Annotated in this window: 13 protein-coding genes and 4 pseudogenes; 8 read left to right on the top strand and 9 right to left on the bottom strand. The window is 71.3% G+C overall.

Annotated elements, in window-relative coordinates; all coding sequences use genetic code 11:
• Positions 1-18 precede the first annotated feature (18 nt).
• Together E0504_RS51100 and E0504_RS49750 are read right to left on the bottom strand one after the other, a co-directional pair.
• Positions 19-477: pseudogene (locus E0504_RS51100) on the bottom strand (transposase); the annotation flags it as partial.
• Positions 478-778: 301 nt separating this feature from the next.
• Positions 779-973 carry a hypothetical protein gene (locus E0504_RS49750; RefSeq protein WP_131628115.1) on the bottom strand — a complete coding sequence of 65 codons (195 nt, stop codon included), beginning with the start codon at positions 971-973 and terminating at the stop codon, positions 779-781.
• A 323-nt stretch (positions 974-1,296) separates the two neighbouring features.
• On the opposite strand from E0504_RS49750, the gene E0504_RS49755 reads away from it, so the two are divergent.
• A complete protein-coding gene (locus E0504_RS49755) occupies positions 1,297-2,097 on the top strand; it encodes an OmpA family protein (RefSeq protein ID WP_235014202.1) in 801 nt (266 codons plus the stop codon).
• 18 nt (positions 2,098-2,115) lie between these two features.
• The gene (locus tag E0504_RS49760) at positions 2,116-2,475 is read left to right on the top strand and encodes a hypothetical protein (protein ID WP_112107136.1); all 360 of its coding nucleotides are present in this window, start codon (positions 2,116-2,118) and stop codon (positions 2,473-2,475) included.
• Between the two features lie 181 nt (positions 2,476-2,656).
• Here E0504_RS49760 and E0504_RS54875 read toward each other — a convergent pair.
• A pseudogene (locus E0504_RS54875) lies at positions 2,657-2,890 on the bottom strand (MarR family transcriptional regulator); the annotation flags it as partial.
• Here E0504_RS54875 and E0504_RS49770 point away from each other — a divergent pair.
• A pseudogene (locus E0504_RS49770) lies at positions 2,837-3,268 on the top strand (transposase); the annotation flags it as partial. The pseudogenes E0504_RS54875 and E0504_RS49770 overlap by 54 nt on opposite strands.
• A gap of 125 nt (positions 3,269-3,393) precedes the next feature.
• Here E0504_RS49770 and E0504_RS49775 read toward each other — a convergent pair.
• The 4 genes from E0504_RS49775 to E0504_RS49785 all read right to left on the bottom strand — a co-directional run bounded on the left by E0504_RS49775 (position 3,394) and on the right by E0504_RS49785 (position 9,804).
• Complete coding sequence (locus tag E0504_RS49775; RefSeq protein WP_112107138.1) at positions 3,394-4,623, bottom strand: PP2C family protein-serine/threonine phosphatase; 1,230 nt, start codon at positions 4,621-4,623, stop codon at positions 3,394-3,396.
• 510 nt (positions 4,624-5,133) lie between these two features.
• Positions 5,134-6,663 (bottom strand): serine/threonine protein kinase, encoded by a 1,530-nt coding sequence (locus E0504_RS49780; RefSeq protein WP_235014203.1) that lies wholly within the window; start codon positions 6,661-6,663, stop codon positions 5,134-5,136.
• Between the two features lie 229 nt (positions 6,664-6,892).
• The gene (locus tag E0504_RS51105) at positions 6,893-7,030 is read right to left on the bottom strand and encodes a hypothetical protein (RefSeq protein WP_160144297.1); all 138 of its coding nucleotides are present in this window, start codon (positions 7,028-7,030) and stop codon (positions 6,893-6,895) included.
• Positions 7,031-7,128: 98 nt separating this feature from the next.
• Positions 7,129-9,804 carry an FAD/NAD(P)-binding protein gene (locus E0504_RS49785; protein ID WP_131628117.1) on the bottom strand — a complete coding sequence of 892 codons (2,676 nt, stop codon included), beginning with the start codon at positions 9,802-9,804 and terminating at the stop codon, positions 7,129-7,131.
• A gap of 786 nt (positions 9,805-10,590) precedes the next feature.
• Here E0504_RS49785 and E0504_RS49790 point away from each other — a divergent pair.
• Genes E0504_RS49790 through E0504_RS49805 form a run of 4 tightly spaced genes read left to right on the top strand, consistent with a single transcriptional unit; the run spans position 10,591 to position 14,913 of the window.
• The gene (locus E0504_RS49790) at positions 10,591-11,838 is read left to right on the top strand and encodes an ABC transporter substrate-binding protein (RefSeq protein WP_112107145.1); all 1,248 of its coding nucleotides are present in this window, start codon (positions 10,591-10,593) and stop codon (positions 11,836-11,838) included.
• Positions 11,835-12,821 carry a carbohydrate ABC transporter permease gene (locus E0504_RS49795; protein WP_373694025.1) on the top strand — a complete coding sequence of 329 codons (987 nt, stop codon included), beginning with the start codon at positions 11,835-11,837 and terminating at the stop codon, positions 12,819-12,821. Before E0504_RS49790 ends, E0504_RS49795 begins: the two co-directional genes overlap by 4 nt.
• Positions 12,821-13,708, top strand: coding sequence for a carbohydrate ABC transporter permease (locus tag E0504_RS49800; RefSeq protein ID WP_275078443.1), 888 nt, complete (start codon positions 12,821-12,823; stop codon positions 13,706-13,708). Before E0504_RS49795 ends, E0504_RS49800 begins: the two co-directional genes overlap by 1 nt.
• A gap of 8 nt (positions 13,709-13,716) precedes the next feature.
• Positions 13,717-14,913, top strand: a complete 1,197-nt coding sequence (locus tag E0504_RS49805) for an ABC transporter ATP-binding protein (protein ID WP_112107147.1) — start codon at positions 13,717-13,719, stop codon at positions 14,911-14,913.
• An 81-nt stretch (positions 14,914-14,994) separates the two neighbouring features.
• Here the strand turns inward: E0504_RS49805 and E0504_RS53305 are convergent, their stop codons facing one another.
• Positions 14,995-15,396 carry a hypothetical protein gene (locus E0504_RS53305; RefSeq protein WP_198541172.1) on the bottom strand — a complete coding sequence of 134 codons (402 nt, stop codon included), beginning with the start codon at positions 15,394-15,396 and terminating at the stop codon, positions 14,995-14,997.
• A 24-nt stretch (positions 15,397-15,420) separates the two neighbouring features.
• Positions 15,421-15,777 (bottom strand): annotated as a pseudogene (locus E0504_RS54880) (TetR family transcriptional regulator); the annotation flags it as partial.
• Positions 15,778-15,971: 194 nt separating this feature from the next.
• Between E0504_RS54880 and E0504_RS49815 the strand changes: the two are divergent.
• The gene (locus tag E0504_RS49815) at positions 15,972-16,838 is read left to right on the top strand and encodes a phosphotransferase family protein (protein WP_306769456.1); all 867 of its coding nucleotides are present in this window, start codon (positions 15,972-15,974) and stop codon (positions 16,836-16,838) included.
• Positions 16,839-17,023: the final 185 nt, after the last annotated feature.

The following is a 17,023-nucleotide window of genomic DNA, read 5'->3' on the forward strand; positions in this document are numbered from 1 at the left end:
CTACGCTTCACGGCATTGGGTCATGGAGCTGCCGTGGTCGGCGTGCACGGTGAGCCGCCCGGGAGAGATGTTCTGTTTGTCGCAGGTGGCGGCGATCAGGTTCTCGGCGAGAGCGGCTGATTCTTTGTCGGCAAGCGTCCAGCCGACCACATACCGGCTGTAGACGTCCAGGATGACGTACAGATAGTAGGAGGTCCATTTCTGCGGGCCGGGGAGTTTGGTGATGTCCCAGGTCCAGACCTCGTTCGGCCCGGCGGCGAGGAGCTCGGGTTTGACCTTGGGCGGGTGGAGGGCCTGGGCGCGGCGGTCGCCGGTCTCGCCGCGTTCGGCGAGCAGCCGGTACATGGTGCGCTGCGAACACAGGTAGACGCCCTTGTCGAGCAGGGTTGCCCAGACCTGCGCCGGGCTGGCGTCAGCGAACCGCGGGTCGTGCAGCACGGCCAGGACCCGGGCGCGTTCGGCCGCCTCCAACGCCCGGGGGCCGGCCAGGTCCTGATTCCGGGCGGAGTGCGGCGCTACACCGTGCTCGCCGAGGGCCCGGCATCGCCGTCGTCCTGGATGGATTGCGGGTGTGGCCGCGGAGCTACGAGTTCCGGCTGCTCCTGTTCGGGTCGAGGCCGTCCTCGCCTCGACGCCGAACGAGATCGAACGGCTGCGTTCCGGGGGAGAACTCCGTGAATGGATGAATTTCGTGCGGCCCGATCCGGACTCGATCGTCGAGGTGGTCGAATGTGACGTCACCATGGCCCGGAGCACGGTCCGGGAAGCGCGGGTATGGTCACCCGGCTGGGCCACGAGCTATGGGCGGGTGCAGGTCGAGTACCGGGTGAGCCCATTGCCCGACGCGGGGAACGCGCTCATCCGCGTTGCCGTCGCTGGCCTGCGCGGCGAGGTCACGCTCAGCGGTGACGAACTGCGCGGCAGCCGCCCGCGCGCGACCACCGGGATACTCACGCTGACGGGTCGACACCATCCCGCCACCCGGGTGAGCCGGCTCCGGCGGCCGGTGTGTGATCGCCCCGCGGGCGGGGCCGGGCCTGGTGGCTGCCGTCGACGGCGGGTGCCGTGGCACCGCCCGGAACGCCGCCTCGACCTCTGCCCTCCGGGTTCACCCACCCGAGAGCAGGCCGTCGACCAGCCGCGCACGCAGCACGCCCAACGCCGTCCCGGTCCTGATCGATCGTCTCTTCCCGGTGGTCTCCGCGGGAGCCACTTCCTGTCGCGTGTGCGGCAGCTGGTACGTCCAGCAGGCCTTTCGCCCGTATGCTCCCCTCCAACTCGGGGGGTGGGGGACAGATGAATCGACACCACAGGCGGCGTCTGCTCGCGTCGGCGGTGCTGATCATGGCGGTCGGCGCCGGCTGCGGCGGTTCGGACGAGACGCCGGAGACCAGGGCGGCCAGCAGTTCGAGCCCGCCGGTCGCGGCGACGGCCACGCCGACGACAGAGGCCGCGCCGGAAGAGTCGGCGACTCCGCTCCCGCCGGGAGCGCAGCCCGGCCTGGACGACTACGGCGGCGACGGGCAGCTCGACCCGACCTGCGGCACCCAGGACTTCGGTGGCGGGCTGGTGCTGCGCATCCCGTGCGAGATCACGACTCCCAACGAGCCGGAAGACGGCAGCCGCCTCGTCGAGGGCTCCCTCTACCGACTTCCCGGGTCGATCGACGTCAACCTCGACGGCATCTCGGGAAGCCTGCTCCTGGCCCGCGACGACGCCGGCGCGAAGGTCGTCATCGTCGTCTTCAACAGCGACAACCTCTTCGCCACCGGCAGCGACCAGATCGGCAGCACCGACACCGTGGACAACACCATCCGGCTGATCAACTCTACGTTCGCCGGCGGCGAGATCCAGGTACGCGGCCACACCGACTCCACCGGCACCGCCGGCGCGAACCAGCAGCTGTCCGAACGCCGGGCCGCCGTGGTCCGCCAGTACCTGACCGGCCACGACGTCAACGCCACCACAGTGACCGCCATCGGGCTGGGCAGCGGCCAGCCGATCGCCGAGAACTCCAACCCGGACGGCACGCCCGACCCCGAAGGCCAGGCGTTCAACCGGCGGGTCGAGATCGTCCTGCGGCTCCCCGCCGCCTGATCGAGGAAGGTCCGCGGGATGGCCCGGCTTGTGATCGCTGACGGGCGGATCGACGTCGCCCTGTCGTTGCTTGAACGGGTCGCGGCTCTCCACGGCAACGTCTCGGTGGCCGTGGACGACGTGCTCGACGTGAACGCCGTCGCGAAACCCCTCCGAGAAGTCCGGGGCTGGCGGGCGCCCGGAACCGCGGCACCTGGCATCGGCGCCCTCGGCACCTGGCGTTACCGAGGCGGCAAGGACTTCGTCGCGCTCCGCCGCTTCCGCCAGCCCGCCGTGATCGTCACGCTCCGGCCAGGTCGCGGTTTCCGCCGGCTCGTCGTCGGCACCCCCGACGCCGAGCACGTCGCCGCGACGATTCGCGCCCAGCTGCCCCCGTGATGACGCCCGGGGGAGCCTGCCCCGGCGATCGGCCGGGACGGGTTCACCTCACGGAGTCGCGCGGACCTGGTCCGCCGGTGATCCTCCAGTCGCGCCACCGCCGGCCGCCTCGGCGACCGCTTGGGAGCGCATGGCACCCTCGACCGTTCATGAACGCATGTCGCGCTTGACCGCGACCGGCTCAGCTCGCGGGTGGGGCTCGCTTGCCGGCGGCGCGTTCATAGGCACGCAGGGTGTCGACGACCAGGCGGCGCTCGGCTGGGGCCAGCGGTTGGAGGGCCTCCCGCCAGGCGGCGGCCCCCGGACCGAGCCATGCCTCGATCGCCGGGCGGCCGACGTCGGCGATGCTCACGATTCGCCGCCGCCGGTCGTTGGGATCCTCGCGGCGCTCCACGACCCCGCCGCGGCTGAGGTCAGCGTGCAGTTCTACCGGGTCGTCGATGCACTCACCGAGAAACTCCCGAAGGTTGCCGACCATCTCTCCGACGCGAAAGCGGATCTCCTCGCGTTCACCGCCTACCCGCGGGAGGTCTGGCGGAAGATCTGGTCCTCGAACCCGCAGGAGCGCCTGAAAAGGGAAATCCGCCGCCGCACCGACGTCGTGGGTATCTTCCCCAGCCGTGAGGCCATCATACGGCTCGTCGGCGCCGTACTCGCCGAACAACACGATGAGTGGATCGAAACCCACCGTTACATCGGCCTGGAAATTCTCGCCAGAACCGACCCCGCTCAGAAAACCGCCGACACACCCGAGATCAGCGTGACACCCGAAGCCCTCCCCTGCATAACCTGAACCAGGATCACGCGGAGTCACTCTCCGTGCACCACGCCCATGGGCGTGACCTGATCCAGCGCTCGGTTGAATCCCCTCGGTGTGTCCGGAGATTCTGATGCACCCCGGACACGCCGGCGGTTCAATCAGAGCCGGATGACGACGACGGCGGTGTCGTCGGCTGGCTCGCTGTCCGCGCCCACCTCGGCCAGCAGCGCATCGGCCAGTGCCTCCGGATCGAGTCCCGGGTTGCGGCGGAGGCTGGCGGCAAGACGGGACAACCCGACGTCGATGTTCTCCCCGCGGCGTTCGATCAGGCCGTCGGTATACAGCGTCAGCGTGGCGCCGACCGCGAACGTCGCGGTGGCCTGGGACCGGGGCAGGTGTTCCGGGCTCGCGCCCAGCGGCGGGTCGACGGTCTGGTCGAGGAACTCGATGGCGCCGCCGACGTGCGCCAGTGCCGGCGGCGGATGACCTGCCCGGCTGTAGGTGACGGTGAGCGTGTCGTAGTCGGCGACCGCCTGCACGACGGTGGTCGACTCGGCGCCTTCTACCGACCGTGCGTACAGGTCCAGCACGTCCAGGGCGGCTGCGGGCCCGTCGGCCACTCGGACCATGGCGCTCAGTGCGCTGCGCAGTTGGCCCATCGTGCCCGTGGCCGACAGTCCGTGGCCGACGACGTCGCCCACGGCCACCGCGACGCGGTCCTCGGATAGCTCCACCAGTTCGTACCAGTCGCCGCACACGTTCATCGTGCTGGCGGCGGGCCGGTACCGCACTGCCGCCTTGACGCGCCCGGTCGGTGCGGGCGTGGGCAGCATTGCTTCCTGGAGGGCCAGGGCCACCTCGCGTTCCCGAGCGTGAGTTCGACGCAGCTGCTCGTTGCCTTCGTGTAGCTCCCGAGCACGGGCCAGCAGTTCCGTCTCCAGCGTGTGCTGCCGGTCGTCTCCCATTTCTCCGGCGCACATGCGGACGAGGTCGGTCGCCTCCTCCACCCGGTGCACCACCAGCGCCACCTGCCCGTCAGGATCAAGCACCGGAGTGTTGACCGTGCTCCAGTACCGCTCCTCGAACACAGCTGGACGCCCTGGCGCCTCCACGTCGTAACGCTGGACCGCCATGGTGTCGCGCTTCCCGGTGGCCAGCACTCGCCGTAGCGACGCGCCAAGTGCGCGCACCGCTGACGCGGACGGGTACTCCGGATTGTCCGGGAAAGCGTCGAACAGGTAGCGTCCCAGCAGGTTCTCGCGCGTACGCCCTGATACAGAAAGATATGCCTCGTTGGCGGCAAGTATGATTAATTCAGGGGTCAGTAGCAAGGTCGGGCTGGGGAGAACCCGAAAAACGGCCTCATAGTCGATCCTCGGCTCTCCCACCCGCTACCACCTCGACGACGCACCATCGGATATCTGACCTCCCAACGGTAGAACCGCAGGACGGAATGCGCCGACACTGACGTATTGGCGCAGTCCGCCACCGCGGCTGTCTGCCGGACAATGATCGATGATGTCGTCGCCGTAGCCGCGGCGGTCAGCTCCCGATAGCAAATCCTGCCGCCGGTCGGCGCTGGCGCCGCTCCCGACCTCCAAAGAAGCGGCGACGTTTGGTTCACAGCGGACGCAACCGTACAGATTGGGCGGTCGACCACACGTACTCCGCAACTGACTGCCAGCCCGTCTGCTCGGGTGATACATGCGGCGCGGCCCGGTGCCGCGCCTTGACCCACACCGGTGGACTTCCTGCGCGGCACGGTCCGAGTGGGTCTGTCGGGCGTTGTTGCGGTATGAGGAAGCAGCGCATGCTCGCATCCCGGCGACCGGCGGTCAGACGGTGGCGGCGAGTTCGCGGACGATATCCCCCTGGCAGGCACACCCTGAGGGCTGGGATCAGCGGGAGAGCAGCGCCTCCGGCCTTCCTGACTGACCGGCCCAGGGCGGAGGCCCGTGGCCCCTGTTTCGGGCGGCGGTCTGCGAGCCGCCGCCGTCCTCGTTCGACTCACAAGCGCCATCCGAGGCCGCCCCGTCGGTTCCGGACGCGGCGCAGTCCGACGCCGGGGCGGCGGCTACTGGCTGACCTGTCACGGCCGGGGCACCTTGCGCGCTGGTCGCGGCGCTCCCGGTGGTGTGCGTGGACGCAGCCCCGCCGGAGGAGCCGGCATCCTGCCCAACCGTGGACTCGCCGTCGGGCGGGGCGGTTGTGTCGGCCGATGGGCGGGAGGTCGGCGGCGAGGAGTGCATGGCCTTTGGAGTGGTGCCGTGGGCGGCCGCGGGGGGCTGGACCGCCGTTTCAGGGTCGGATGCCGCCAGCAGGCTGGCCGCAGCGGCGAGGGCGACGAGCATCCCGGCGACGGGTACCAGCGCACGGCGACGCCTACGGCCGCCCGCATCCGCAGCGGTGTGCGCGGTGGCCGGCTCGGCTGGTGGGGAGGCGGTGAGTCCGTCGGGAACGGTGTCCAGGTCCACGATCGAGAACCGTGCGGACGGCAGGGGCGAGGATGCTGCCGAGGAACCAGCGGGGGCGGGGGAGGACCGCCGGGGCGGCGGAGCCTGGGCCAGACGCTCTGCGGGTGGCTCTGCGGGCTCTGCGATCGGCGCTGTCGGGGGTCCGCCTGCGGGCGAGGCGGTGGACAATTCGCCGAGGAGGCGGCTCGCGCTCGGACGGCGGTCGGGCTGCTTGCGCACTGTCGCGGCGACCACCGTTCGCAGGTGTCGCGGGAGAGCCGTCAGGTCGGGCTCGGCATGGACCGTCCGGTAGAGGAGGGAACTAAGCGGACCGTCGCCGAACGGAGCCCTCCCGGCGGCCGCGTAGGCGAGGGTGAGCCCCAGGGCGAAGACGTCCGCGGCGGGCCCGGGGCGGTCGGCTGTGTCGAGAAGCTCCGGGGCCATGTATCCAACGCTGCCGAGAACCACCCCGGTCGCGGTGACGGTGCCGGGGAGCCCGGCGGCAATGCCGAAGTCGATGACCTTCGCGCCGTCGGGGGCCAGCATGACGTTGCCCGGTTTCAGGTCGCGGTGCACCACTCCGGCCTGATGGATGGCGACCAGCGCCGAGGCCAGCTCGATCGCCAGTCTCCGCAGACGGTCCGCCGGCAGTGGGCCGTGCCTGGCGACCGCCGTCAGCAGGTCGGATCCCGGGACGTACTCCGCGGCCAGCCATGGCTGCTCCGCTTGGGGGTCGGCATCGAGTAGCCGCGCCACCCGCGGGCTGTCGATCGCCGCTGCCGCGGCCACCTCCCTGCTGAAGCGTCGGACGAAGTCCGGATCGTCGGCGTACTCGTCCCGCAGGACCTTCACGGCGGCCTGCCGGCCCGCGGCGTCCACTCCCAGGTAGACCACACCCATCCCGCCGCGGCCCAGCCGCGCGGCGAGCTGGAACGGACCGACGGATGCAGGATCTCCGTGGCGCAGCGCCTTCACCGATGCCCCAGCCTCTCGACGTCGCCGCACCCGCCCCGAGCGCGTCCGCCGTACATGCCCGCACGTTCACGCCGTATCCCCGCGAGGTCCCGCATCCGGTGAGTGTCGACTTCCGGTTCGACGCCACAGAGGGCCTGGTCCGTACGCTGTCCGGCCCTTGCGGCACGAGGGATCCACGTCAGTGCCGCCTGCCCCGGCCTCGTCGACACCCCGCGGGCTTCGGCGAGTGTCACGGGCCGGACCGACCCGTCTTGTCCGCCGCGGCAAGCAGGGCATCGCGTTCGTCGTCTGTCAGCAGCCGGGCGGCGCCGTCTACCTGCACGAACTGGCCGAACCAGGCCATGTAGCCCGGGGTGCGCGCGACCACCTCGGGCGGACCCTGAGGGCTGGTCGGTCACGAGGAGCGGTCGCACGGACAGCCTCCAGGCTCCGTCCACCACCCACCGGCCCGGGTCGAACCACCGGTCATTCGCTCGGTGACGAGCGCGCGGTCTGCTGGCCGGTGAGGAGCTGCGCACGGCGGTGGACGTCGCGGGGGGAGCAGCGGCGCTCGAGTCGGTTCTGCAGAAGTGACCGGGCGATGTTGGGTCGGTTGGCCTGGATGGCGCAGTAGATCGTGGTGTCCTCGACGATCTCGCGCTGGGCGGCGCTGCCCCCGAGCCGCTCGACGCCGGGCAGGGCGATCAGCGCGTCGGTGGCCCGGTCGGGATCACCGTGCAGGAGGTGCATCAGGGCGTCGGCCAGTGGCGCGACGGTTTCGGTGAACACCTGGCTGGTCCGGGCGGCCGCGGACCGGCGCAGTTGCGCGAGTCGGCGGCAGTCGCCCGCGGCGGCGAGGGCGACCGCCGAGTGCAGCCCGACGAAGGGTGTCGGCGGATCGACGAGCAACGTGCCGGGGACGGTCTCCAGCACCGGTCCGAGTTCCACCGACGTCCAGGCGCCGGCCGCGAAGCCGCGCCACAGCAGCGACGCGGAGTCGATCAGCGCCCGGACGCCGGAGACGGCCGGCGGCGAGAGCTGGGTCGAGAAACGAGCCCGGGCCGCGCTGTCGTCACCGAGCGCGAGTTCGTGCAGGGCCGCGTGCCAGGCGAAGTGCGCCCGGTGCGACGAATCCGACCCGCAGGTCGAGATCCAGGCGTCCAACCAGGCCAGCCCGGCCTCGTGGTCGCCGGTCTCGTAGTGGACGTGGGTCTTCGCGTGGACGGCGTGGCCGGCGGTCGGTTCGACGGCCAGCGCCAGTGCGGCGAGCTCGGCCGCCTCGTCCCAGTTCTCCTGCTCCTGGCGGGTGAAGGCGAGCAGCCCCCGGTACCACCAGTCGTCGCGGTAGACGGCCGCCAGTCCTTCGACCAGGGCCCAGGCCTCGGCAGGGATCTCCGTCGCGCCGCTGAACGCGATCGTCGGCACGGCGATGCTGACGGCCAGCGCGTCTTCCGGGTAAGCGTGGATGTAGCTCAGCAGGGCCGCGGCCGAACCGGCCCCCGGCTCGCGGATACGGGCGGCGACCACCTCGATGAAGCGCCGCTCACGCTCGTCGGCCCGGGCGGCGTGGCGTTGTGCGTCCCGCAGGGCCGTCTCCACGTCGACGTCGGCGCCCCATTCGGCACCGAGCAGGGCCAGTACCGCCTGCCCGAGGGCGAACTGGGGGTCGGCCGCGACCGCCTCGGCGACCAGCGTCCCGGCTCCGGACCGCACTCGCAGGATCTGTCCGAGCCCGGCGACATAGCGGTCGGCCGCCTCCGGGCTGGCGGTGAGGGGCAAACCATAGGGGTCGCGCACCCGCCGGACGACCCGTGGCCCGGGCAGGGCGGCCACGACGGGGCGGGCGAGCGCGGCCGCCTGGCCGCGGATCTCGGGGATCGCCGTGCTCTCCCACAGCTCCCCCCGCCGCAACGGCCCGATGGCCCAGATCGCCGGCCGGGGTCCGTCGGCCGCGACCAGCCGCCCGGACCCCTCGGTGGCGAAGCCCAGGTCCAGGCTGTCCGGGGTAGCCAGGCCGGAGGCGAGCAGGTTCATGACCAGGGGATCATGACTGGTCCGCACGCCGGCGCCCGCACCGGTGCAGTTGACCACGGCCGCGGCGAGCACCCGGGAGCCGTCACTCAGCGAGACCTCGACGCCGGCCGCGGTCTCCCGGGCGTCGACGACCCGCGCGGCGTGCACGACCAGCGATCCCTCGGCGCGGCGCTGCTCCAGCCAGGCGTGGACCGCGGGGTCGACGCGGTGCCGGACCTGGTCCCAGCGCCGCATCGTCGTGGCGACGAAGCTCGACCGGGCAGCCGCGTCCAGCCGTGACCACAGCTCGGCCGTCACCGGGCGCAGCCCGTCCACGGCTCGCCGCCAGTCGCCACCGGCCGCGCGGATGTGATCGAAGACAAGGTGGCGGGCCCGGGCGAGGCTCACCGGACCGTCGGGCAGCTCCGGGGCGGCGAGCGGCGGCGCCGGGTCCAGCGCGTGGGGGAGCGGAAGCAGCCCATGACGCGAGGTCACGTGCAGGCGCACGCCGGCCCGGCTCCAGCGCTGGGCCATGTCGGCCATGGTCAGGCCCGAGCCGACAAGGAGCACGTCGCTGCCGGCCGGGACGCGAGGCTGGGAATCGGCCCGCCACGGATCACTGACGAACCGCGGCGACCGGGCCAGCGCCGGCGGAGCCCACGACGTCGTCGGAGCACCGTGCCCGAGCGCGAGGACGACGGCGTCGACCGGATGGCTGGTCCCGTCGTCGAGCGTCAGCCGCAGCCGGCGGCCGTGCCGGCGGACGTCCGTCGCGCGGGCGCACACCCGCTCGCAGCGCACCCCGGTCGCGGCGCGCAGCGTCTCCTCCAGCGTGTGGCGGAGGTAGTCGGCGTAGAACTGGCGGGGCGCGAAGCCACCGGAAGGAAAGTCGACCGCGACGTGCCGGCGAAGCCAGCGCAGGAAGTGCTGCGGGTCATCGTCGAACGCGCTCATCTTCGCGGCCGGGACATTGAGCCGGTGCCGCGGATCTCGCGTCCGATAAGCCAGGCCCTCACCGACGTCGTCCGGCTCGACGAGCAATATCGTGAACCTACGGCCGGTAACCGCCACGGACCTTGCCAGTTGGGTGGTCGCGAGGCAACCGCTCGCCCCGCCACCCACCACCGCGACGACCACCGGCGCACTCATCGGGACCGTCGACAGTATGCGTGCGGACACCTGGTCATAGAGAGATCTCCTTCCCCGTTTATTCCGGTTGATACCAGGTTAAGCCCAGGTGTGGCAGGCCGTGACCCAGATCGACAGACCGTCCCGAACGATCAACGTGCGGAGAGCCGGGTACCGGAGCCCGTGCTGGAATGATGTGAACATGCGTCCCAGCTCTGGTGCACGGTGGTCGATCGGGTCGATGTCCGACCGCTGACAGGCATGTCCGCCCGTTCGCCGCGTCCGCCCACCCGGTCTCGAGATCCGCGAGGGCGTCCAGATGTCGGTCCAGATGCCGGCGAGCCCCACGGGTCGAGAGCATCGAGACCGAGATGAAGCTGCCGCGCGATTTACACAAGGCAGCGGGATGTGTGCCTTACGAAATGCTCCCGTGACAGCACGTTTACGTCGTCATGCGCCCGGGAATGGCGGAGCCACCTACGGTCGGCCGACCGTAGGATGCACGGCCCGGGGACGACGTGGTGCGACTGTCAGCGCGGTAGCCGCCGGACACCCTCCGGCTTTGAACGTCTGCTGTCCGCGCGTCGCTTCCGGTGGCGCGATGTGGGGTGGTGAGCACGGCCTATGGGAATCCGACAAGCCCGTCGACCCCGTGAACCTCACGGAGTCGGCCGGCATCTCGGCCACGATCCGGAAACGCCTGGATCCGCCCGCGGTACGCCCGGATCCGCCCGCGGTACGCCGAGCCGTGACACGCCGAGCCGCGGCACTCCGAGAGGCCGGGGCGGCCGGTCCACGGCGGCCGCCATGGGAGCGCTGGTACTGGCCGCGGTGCTGGCCCTGGGCGCCTGCGGCGGTTCCGGTGACGGAGCTGGCCGCGGCCCGGTGCGGCTGACCTGGTACGTCTACAACGAGTCGTCCGGTTCGTTCGCGAAGGCGGCCGCGGACTGCTCGGCCGCGTCGAACGGCCGGTACACGATCGGCGTCAACATGCTGCCGAACGATTCGGACGGGCAGCGCCAGCAGCTGGTGCGGCGGCTCGCCGCCGAGGACTCCTCGATGGACATCCTCGCGCTGGACGTGACCTGGACCGCCGAGTTCGCCGAAGCCGGCTGGATCGTGCCGTTCCCGGCGGCGGAGGCCAGGCGGCTCACCGACGGGATGCTGCCGGCCGCGGTGCGGACCGGCACCTGGGAGAACCAGCTCCACGCCGTGCCGCTGAACACCAACGTCCAGCTCCTGTGGTACCGCAAGGATCTGGTGCCGCGGCCGCCGCGGACCTGGGACGAGATGCTGGCGGACGCCCGGCGGCTGGCCGAGCAGGGCAAGCCGCACCACGTCGAGGTACAGGGTGCCCAGTACGAGGGCTACACCGTGCTGTTCAACTCGCTGGTGGCCTCGGCCGGCGGCCAGATCCTCAACGAGGACGGCACCCAGGTGGTGCTCGGCACGCCGGCGCAGCGGGCCGTCGAGGCGATCCGGGCGCTGGCGCACTCACCGGCCGCCGACCCGTCCTGGTCGAACCAGCGGGAGGACGACAACAGGCTCGCGTTCGAGACGGGTTCGGCCGCCTTCCAGCTGAACTACCCGTTCATCTATCCGTCGGCCCGGCAGAACAACCCGCGGCTGGCCGAGCAGATCGGCTGGGCACAGTGGCCGACGCTGGTGCCCGGTCAGCCGTCGCACAGCACGATCGGCGGGTACAACCTCGCGATCGGCGCCTACAGCCCGCACCGGGCCGCCGCGGCCGCCGCGATCGCGTGCCTGACCGGCCGGGACAACCAGATCCGCGACGCGATCGACGGCGGGCTCCCGCCGACCCTCGAGGACCTCTACACCGACCAGGAGTTCATCGACGGCGGCTACCCGTTCGCGTCGGCCATCTACACGGCGCTGCAGAACGCCAGCGTGCGGCCGCGGACGCCGGCCTACCAGAGCGTGTCGCTGCAGATCGCGCACACCCTCTCACCGCCGTCCTCGGCGAGTCTCGGCAGGCTCGGGCAGCTGCGCGGGGCGATCGCCGACGCCCTCGAGTCGAAGGGACTGGTGCCGTGACCGCGAACGGAGCGGAGCCTGGCGCGCGGCGCCTGTCCGAGCGGCGAGGGCAGGAGCGCGGCGACGTGCGCAGTCCGAGCGAGCCGGGGACGCGGCGGAAAGCTCCGCTTTCGGCGCGGGCACGAGCCGAACGCCGGCTCGGCTGGGCGCTGTGCGCGCCGGCGGTCGTCGTCATCCTGGCCGTGACCGGCTATCCCGTCGGGTACGCGGTCTATCTGTCGCTGCACCGCTATGACCTGCGGTTCCCCGCCGACTCCGAGTTCGTCGGGCTGACGAACTACGCGACTGTGCTGACCTCGCCGCTGTGGTGGCAGGCACTCGCGGTGACCGTGATCATCGCGGTCATCTCGGTGGCGATTCAGTTCGTGCTCGGGCTGGCGCTCGCGCTGGCGATGCACCGGGCACTGATCGGCCGCGGGCTGATCCGGACGGTGATCCTCATTCCGTACGGGATCGTGACCGTGGTGGCCGCGTTCGGCTGGCGGTACGCGTGGACACCGGACACCGGCTATCTGTCCGGCCTGTTCGGTGACGCCGCCCCGCTGACCTCGCAGGTCCACGGCATCGCCGTGATCGTCCTGGCCGAGGTGTGGAAGACGACGCCGTTCATGGCGCTGCTGCTGCTCGCCGGGCTGGCGCTGGTTCCGGAGGACCTGCTGCGGGCGGCGAAGGTCGACGGGGCGACCGCCTGGCAGCGGCTGACCCGGGTGATCCTGCCGTTGATGAAGCCGGCGATCCTGGTCGCGCTGCTGTTCCGGGTGCTGGACGCGTTCCGCATCTTCGACAGCATCTACGTGCTGACCGCCGGGGCGTACGACACCCGGTCGGTGTCGATCCTGGGTTACGACAACCTGTTCACGGCGCTGAACCTGGGTGTCGGCTCCTCGTTGTCGGTGCTCATCTTCCTCGTCGTGGCGCTCGTGGCGTTCGTTTTCGTCAAGGGGTTCGGCGCCGCCGCGCCCGGTGGGGAGGGCCACCGCTGATGACCACCGTCACCTCCGCTCCCGCCGCCGGCCCCGCCGCGGCGCGCGCCCGGCGCCCGTCGCGGGACCGCACCGCGCTGCTCGGCTGGTCGGCCGCGAACCTCGTCATCGTCGGGATGTCGCTGGTGCCGTTGCTGTGGCTGGTGTCGCTGTCGTTCAAGACCCCGGCCAGCATCACCGACGGCAGCTTCATCCCGCAGGAGTGGACCTTCGAGAACTACCGGGAGATCTTCGGCGAGTCCCTGTTCACCCGGGCACTGCTGAACAGCCTCGGGATCGCGCTCATCTCCACCGCGCTCGCGGTGGTTCTCGGCTCGATGGCCGCCTACGCGATAGCCCGGCTCGAATTCCCCGGCAAGCGGCTGCTCGTCGGCCTGGCCCTGCTGATCGCCATGTTCCCGCAGATCTCCCTGGTCAGCCCACTGTTCAACCTGTGGCGCCAGATCGGCATCTTCGACACCTGGCTCGGGCTGATCATCCCGTACCTGACGTTCTCCCTGCCGCTGGCCATCTACACGTTGTCGGCGTTCTTCCGGGAGATCCCCTGGGACCTGGAGAAGGCCGCGCAGGTCGACGGAGCCACCCCGCGGCAGGCGTTCCTGCGGGTCATCGCCCCGCTGGCCGCGCCGGGTATGGTGACCACCGCGATCCTGGTCTTCATCTTCTGCTGGAACGACTTCCTGTTCGCCATCTCGCTGACGTCGACGGAGCAGTCGCGGACCGTTCCGGCCGCCATCGCGTTCTTCACCGGCGCGTCGCAGTTCGCCCAGCCGATCGGGTCGATCGCGGCGGCGGCCGTCGTCATCACCATCCCGATCATCGTTTTCGTGCTGCTGTTCCAACGTCGGATCGTCGCCGGGCTGACCTCCGGCGCGGTGAAGGGATAGGCCCGCCCATGGCCGACATCGTTCTAGACCACGTCACCAAGCGGTTCCCGGACGGCCGGCTCGCGGTGGACGACGCCAGCCTCTCCATCGCGGACGGCGAGTTCGTCATCCTCGTCGGCCCGTCCGGGTGCGGGAAGTCGACCACCCTGAACATGATCGCCGGCCTGGAGGACATCTCCTCCGGCGAGCTGCGGATCGGCGGCAAGGTGGTCAACGACCTGGCGCCGAAGGACCGCGACATCGCCATGGTGTTCCAGAGCTACGCCCTGTACCCGCACATGTCGGTCCGGAAGAACATGGGCTTCGCCCTGGCGCTGGCGAAACGGCCGAAGGAGGAGATCGACCAGAAGGTCGAGGAGGCCGCCCGGGTGCTCGACCTCACCGAGCACCTGGACCGCAGGCCGGCCCAGCTCTCCGGTGGGCAGCGGCAGCGGGTCGCGATGGGCCGCGCGATCGTCCGCTCCCCGAAGGCGTTCCTGATGGACGAGCCGCTGTCCAACCTGGACGCCAAGCTGCGGGTGCAGATGCGCACCGAGGTGTCCCGCATCCAGAACCGGCTCGGCACGACCATGGTGTACGTCACCCACGACCAGACCGAGGCGATGACGCTGGGCGACCGGGTGGCGGTGCTGCGGTCCGGGCGGATCCAGCAGGTCGGCACGCCGACCGAGCTGTACAGCCGGCCGGCGACGGTGTTCGTGGCCGGTTTCATCGGCTCACCCGCGATGAACTTCGTGCCGGCGACCGTCGAGGAGGGCGAGCTGCGCACCCCTCTCGGGGCGATCGTCCCGGACGAGCGCCAGCGGCGGCTGCTGGATGGCTGGACCGGGGCGGCGGCCGACCGCCGGTCGCTGATCGTCGGGGCGCGGCCCGAGCACTTCGAGGACGCGGCGCTGGAGCAGGCGGTGGACCGCCCGGGACTGCGGTTCACGGTCACGGTGGACGTGCTGGAGCGGCTCGGTTCGGACAGCTTCGCCTACTTCACCCTGGCGGGTGGGCAGGCCCGGACCGCCGACCTGGAGGAGCTGGCCCATGACGCGGGCACGGTCGAGCTGTCCGGCAAGGCGGAACAGGTGGTCGCCCGGCTCGACGCGGCCAGCCGGATCCGGGAGGGCGAGAAGGCCGAGCTGTGGCTGGACGTCCACCAGCTGCACCTGTTCGACCCCGACACCGGCCGCAACCTGGACGCCCCGGCCACGGCCTGACGCGGCCACGGCATGGCGTGGCAGTGCGGTGTCCGGCCTTCGGTAGATCGGCCTGAACGCTGGAGGTCGTCTGGCGTGATGTCAACGCATGGCGCGAACGACGTCCAGGGCGAAGTCGACGTACTGACTGGCGATCAGCTCGGGGGAGTAGCGGCCGGCGGGCGACCACCACTGCGGCAGCGCCGTACACATGGTGACGACGGCACGCGCCGCCTCCCGGGGCAGCGGGGTCGCCATCAGCCCGCGCCGACACCCCTCGACCACCTCGTCGTCGACCATGTGCTGTACGTCCTGGTGGGCGGCGGCGGCGATGCGGGTGCGGTCCGGCTCCGCGAGGCTGCGCATCTCGCTTGAGCCGATGAAGCCCAGCTGGCGACGGTGGGTGTGGTAGAGGCTCAGGCACTCGACGAGCATGGTGAGCCGCTCGACCGGCCCGTCGCCCTCGGCCCTGGCGGCGCGGCTGCGCTCCAGCAGGTCGTCCATGGTCAGGTCGAGCAGGGCGACGAGGAGATGCTGCTTCGTCGGCCAGTGGTGGTAGACCCCGGGGGCCGAGAGCCCGGCGCGTTGGGCGATATCCCGGATGCTCGCGCCGTGGTAGCCGAGCTCGACGAAGGCGTCGAGCGCGCCGGCCAGTGGCGGGGCGAGCTCCAGTGGCGGGAAGTCCCGCCAGCTTCGGGCCGGGGCCTGCGTCGGGACGACGGTGTGCGGCGCGCGCAGCTGCTTCGGATCCGCGCCGAAGAGGCGGGCCGCCGCACTGAGCCGGTCGTCGCCGATTCTCGTGTGACCGTTCTCGACGGCGCTCCAGGTGCCGATGCTGACGCCGAGCGCCTGCGCGGTCTCGCGCAGGGTGAGGCTGGCGGCGCGCCGAGCCGTCCGCCGAGCGCCTCTCGTTCGAGCCGGTCCTCAGGTGTCATCTCGCGTGCTGGTGCGACGATCGCCCTCCTGGGGCCCCGACCCTACTGCCGGACCCGCCTCGGGGTCCGCTGCGCGTCGAGCTGCTCTCGGGGGGACGGTCCAACCTGACGTACCTGATCAGGGGCGGCCGCGACCGGTGAATCCTGCGCCGTCCCCCGCTGGGGCACGTGCTCGCCACCGCCCACGACATGGACCGCGAGTACCGCATGCTCGACGCGCTGCAGCACACCGACGTCCCGGTGCCGAGGCCGCGACTGCGGGCCGGAGCTGAGATCATCGGAGCGCCCTTCTACGTCATGGACTTCAGCGACGGTGTCGTGCTCCGGGAACGGCGGCAGCTCGAGGCGCTCGCGGGCCGGGTGCCGGCGGCCCTGGCGGAAGCCCTCGTCGACGTCCTCACGCGGTTGCACCGCACGGATTTCGTGGCGGTGGGGCTCGCCGACCTCGGCCGCCCGGACGGCTATCTCGAGCGGCAGCTGCGTCGCTGGGCCGCGCAGTTCGCGGCCTCGCGCAGCCGCGACCTGCCCGAGCTCGTCCGGCTGGGGACGCGCCTGGGGCGGCGGTTGCCGACCCCGCAGACGGCGGCGATCGTCCATGGGGACTACCGCCTGGACAACGTCACCGTCGATCCGGCCGATGGGCGCGTGCTCGCGGTACTCGACTGGGAGATGGCGACGATGGGCGACCCGCTCACGGATCTCGCCTCCGCGGTGCTCCGGTGGGACGGCATCCGCGGCCTGGACAGCCCGGTCGCGGCGGTGCCGGGAGACGTGCCCGGCTTCCCGGACAGCCAGGTGATCGTCGATTCCTACGCCCGAAGGACCGACCGGGATCTGTCCGACCTTCCGTGGTACCTGGGCTTCGCCTTCTACAAGATCGCGACGATCTTCGAGGGCATCCACTTCCGCCTGCAGCAGGGGCTGACCGTCGGCGACGGGTTCGAGCGGCTGGGCGTCGTGGTTCCCGCGCTGGTCGAGCGTGGACACGCCGCGCTCGACGCGTGGACCTAGTCGCTGGTTGGTCAGGTTGGGGCGACTAGTGGGTGGGAGTGGCCCACGTGGTCAAGCAGGGCTGTCAGTTCCGGTGGGGGTGGGGCGGTCGACCAGCGGTGCCAGTACAGCTGCAGACGCGCCCAGGGGCTCAGCCAGCCGCGGACCTGTCGCAGTGTGTCCTTGCCAGACGATGCGGCGCCGTG

The sequence above is a fragment of the Parafrankia sp. BMG5.11 genome (genome assembly GCF_004337455.1).

Excerpts from the sequence above, each read along its gene's own strand:
- E0504_RS49750 (WP_131628115.1), bottom strand. The coding sequence starts at position 973 with ATGGTGTCGACCCGTCAGCGTGAGTATCCCGGTGGTCGCGCGCGGGCG.
- E0504_RS49755 (WP_235014202.1), top strand. The coding sequence starts at position 1,297 with ATGAATCGACACCACAGGCGGCGTCTGCTCGCGTCGGCGGTGCTGATC.
- E0504_RS49760 (WP_112107136.1), top strand. The coding sequence starts at position 2,116 with ATGGCCCGGCTTGTGATCGCTGACGGGCGGATCGACGTCGCCCTGTCG.
- E0504_RS49785 (WP_131628117.1), bottom strand. The coding sequence starts at position 9,804 with ATGAGTGCGCCGGTGGTCGTCGCGGTGGTGGGTGGCGGGGCGAGCGGT.
- E0504_RS49790 (WP_112107145.1), top strand. The coding sequence starts at position 10,591 with ATGGGAGCGCTGGTACTGGCCGCGGTGCTGGCCCTGGGCGCCTGCGGC.
- E0504_RS49800 (WP_275078443.1), top strand. The coding sequence starts at position 12,821 with ATGACCACCGTCACCTCCGCTCCCGCCGCCGGCCCCGCCGCGGCGCGC.
- E0504_RS49805 (WP_112107147.1), top strand. The coding sequence starts at position 13,717 with ATGGCCGACATCGTTCTAGACCACGTCACCAAGCGGTTCCCGGACGGC.
- E0504_RS53305 (WP_198541172.1), bottom strand. The coding sequence starts at position 15,396 with ATGGACGACCTGCTGGAGCGCAGCCGCGCCGCCAGGGCCGAGGGCGAC.